Raw genomic sequence first — 2,831 nt, 5'->3', positions numbered from 1 at the left:
GGCAGCGGATCGACGCGCGCCGGGACGACCCGTCGGAAGCCACCGGGGCGGTCGCCGACGAGATGCGCAGCCGGTTCGCACACTGGCCGGAAGCGGTCGAGGTGGACACCTCCGGTGCCGCGGGCGGTGCAGTCGCCGCGGCTCGCCGGTACGTCGAGTCACCGCCCGCGCAGCCTGCGCCCGTCACCGACTGACGCCCCGAACCGCACCCGCCCGCTACTGCGCGACTTCCTGCGGCACCACCGCGACCGGGCAGGGCGAGTGGTGCAACGTGCCCAGCGCGGTCGATCCGAGCCGCGTGACCGCCGAACTCCGCTCGCGCCGGCCGACGACCACCATCCGGCCGTGCTGGGCCTGCTCGCACAACGCCTCCACGGGGTGCTGGTCGGTGGTGACCCGCCGAACCGGCACGTCCGGATAGCGCCCGGCGCAGTCGTCGAGCAGTTCGGCGACCCGGGATTCGGCTTGCTCCTGGACCTCTTGGCGGCGCTCGTCGAGCGCGACGCCCGGTAGCAGGTAGGCGTCCGGGATCGCCTGCACCGCGAGGACTTCCGTCGCGTGCCGCTGGGCCGCGGCGAAGGCGAACTCCACGGCAGGCGCGCTGGACCTGAACGGACCGATGCCGACCACCACGGCGCCGGAGACCACTTGTCCGCGGACCACGACCACCGGGCAGCGGGCCTGCGTGGCCACCGCCGCGCTCACCGAACCGAGCAGCACGTCCCGGATGGCGCCGTGCCCGCGCGAGCCCACGACCACCGTCGAAGCCGTGGCCGACCGCTCCAGCAGCTCGTCGGCCGGGTCGCGCGGCACCGCCTCGTTCCCGACGTGCAGGCCCGGCTGGTCGGCCCGGCAGCGACCGGCCAGCTCGCGCACCAGCCGCTCGGCATCCCGCTGATGCCTGGCCGCGCTGTAGGCCAGCACCAGCTGCATCGACGCGGGCTGGCGGGCTGCGTCGTCGGCCGCCCACATCGCGGCGCGGGCGGACGCTTCGGAACCGTCGACGCCCGCGACCACGGTCCGTTCGGCCATCACCATCGGCGCCTCCTCCCCGCCGCCCGCTTACCCGGCCCGGCGGAAGGTCACGCCCGTCAGAACGAACTCAGCGTGGGGTCGTGGTCCAGCTCGCCGACCGGGTACATGCTGGTCATCCAGTGGTAGAAGTTGTCGCCGCGCTCGCGCAGCAGCACGTAGAGGCGGTGCAGCATCGCGTCCCGCACCGAGCGCAGCTCCGGTTGCTCGTAGCGGTTGTGCAGCTCGTCCGGATCGGTGCGCAGGTCGTAGAGCTCGTTGCGGGATTCCGGGTTGACCACCAGCTTGTAGCGCTCGTCCCGCAGCATCCGCTGCGGGTACGGGAAGTGGTGGCCGTGGTACTCGGCCACCAGCTCCTGCCGCCACGCCACGTCCTCGCCGCGCACCAGCGGCAGCAGGCTGCGGCCGTCGACCGCGGGCGCGGGATCCTCGCCGGCGAGGTCGAGGATGGTGGCGGTGAGATCGGTGAGCCCGGCGAACTCGTCGCGCACCTGCCCGGCAGGCTCGCCGGGGACCCGCAGCAGCCCCGGAATGCGGTAGATGTCGTCGTACATCGCCGGGCCCTTGTCGTGCAGCCGGTGCGAGCCGGTGAACTCGCCGTGGTCGGCGGTGAAGAAGATCGAGGTCTCCTCGGCGAGGCCCAGCTCGTCCAGCGCCCGCCGGATCCGCCCGATCTGCTCGTCGATGAGCGTCACGTAGCCCCAGTACACGGCGATGAGCTTGCGGCTGACCTCGGCGGGCATCGTGTCGAACGCCCAGTGGTCGCTGTAGTTGCGCTGCACCGGCGGCTTGCCCTCGAAGGTCTCCTGCACCGATGCGGGCAGTTCGATCTCGTCCGGGTCGAACATGTCGTAGTAGGAGTCCGGCAGCAGGTACGGCAGGTGCGGGCCGAAGAAGTGCGTGGCCAGGAAGAACGGTGTGCCGTCGTGGGACTCCGCGGCTGCGAACCGCTGCAGCATCTCGATCGTCCGGGTCGCCAGGTAGTGCTCGAACGTCGCCTCCACCGGCTGGTCCAGCCGCGCGGCCAGCAGGTTGCCGGGGTTGCCGTTGGGCGCGGTGCCGCGCACCTCGTCGCGGATCGAGTAGGGCGGCAGCCCGTGCTCGTCCAAATAGGACAGGTAGTCCGGGTGGTCCACGGGGTTGTGCCAGCCTTGCAGGTCCGGCCCCTGGAAACCGTAGTCCGCCGCCGAGCGCTGCACCCCGCCGTGCCACTTGCCCAGCAGCCCCAGGTTGTAGCCGCGCTCGGCGAGCCGTTCGGCGAAGGTGAACTGGCCGGGGGAGAGGTCCTCCAGGTAGCCCACGTTGCGCTCGTAGTTGGCCAGCAGCTTGTGCCGGAACGGCGCGTAGCCGGTCAGCAGGCTCGCGCGGGCGGGCGTGCAGATCGCGGTGGGGGTGAAGAAGTTGCCGAACCGGGTGCCGTCGGCTGCCAGCGCGTCCAGGTTCGGGGTGTGCGCCCGCGGGTTGCCGTAGCAGCCCAAGGTGTCGGTGCGGTGCTGGTCGGTCATCAAGAACAGCATGTTGCGCGGCACGCCGGCTCCTCGCGGTCGTTGGTTCCTTGCCGGACGATCGGTTCCTGTCCGGACGATCGTTGGTCCGCAGTGGACGGTCGATGGGTCCGCAATGGTCACTGCGCTCCGGCGGCCGCATCGGGGTCGCCGCCGGCGTCCGCGGGCACCGGGTAGCGCGCCAGCAGCGGGGATTCGCGCAGTGCCAACGCCAGCCCTCCTTGCTTGCCTAAGAGTTCTTGCTTCAAGTTCACTTGCCTTGCTTCTTTCTTCCTTGGATGCTGTTGCATCATT

The 2,831-nt window shown here is 71.2% G+C and carries 2 protein-coding genes and 1 pseudogene; 1 reads left to right on the top strand and 2 read right to left on the bottom strand.

From position 1 onward, the window contains the following. Window positions 1-194 (top strand): annotated as a pseudogene (locus IJH84_RS09260) (hypothetical protein); the annotation flags it as partial. 22 nt (window positions 195-216) lie between these two features. On the opposite strand, the gene IJH84_RS09255 reads toward IJH84_RS09260, so the two are convergent. Both IJH84_RS09255 and IJH84_RS09250 read right to left on the bottom strand, forming a co-directional pair. Continuing rightward, window positions 217-1,032 carry a universal stress protein gene (locus IJH84_RS09255; RefSeq protein WP_295142734.1) on the bottom strand — a complete coding sequence of 272 codons (816 nt, stop codon included), beginning with the start codon at window positions 1,030-1,032 and terminating at the stop codon, window positions 217-219. Window positions 1,033-1,091: 59 nt separating this feature from the next. Further along, complete coding sequence (locus IJH84_RS09250) at window positions 1,092-2,561, bottom strand: sulfatase-like hydrolase/transferase (RefSeq protein WP_295142731.1); 1,470 nt, start codon at window positions 2,559-2,561, stop codon at window positions 1,092-1,094. Between the last annotated feature and the right edge of the window lie 270 nt (window positions 2,562-2,831).

Origin of the sequence: Saccharopolyspora sp., from assembly GCF_017434145.1 — a bacterium.
Taxonomy (GTDB): Bacteria; Actinomycetota; Actinomycetes; order Mycobacteriales; family Pseudonocardiaceae; genus Saccharopolyspora_C; species Saccharopolyspora_C galaxeae.
Note: the sequence above shows the minus strand (reverse complement) of the source record. Positions and strands in the feature narration are given on the sequence as shown.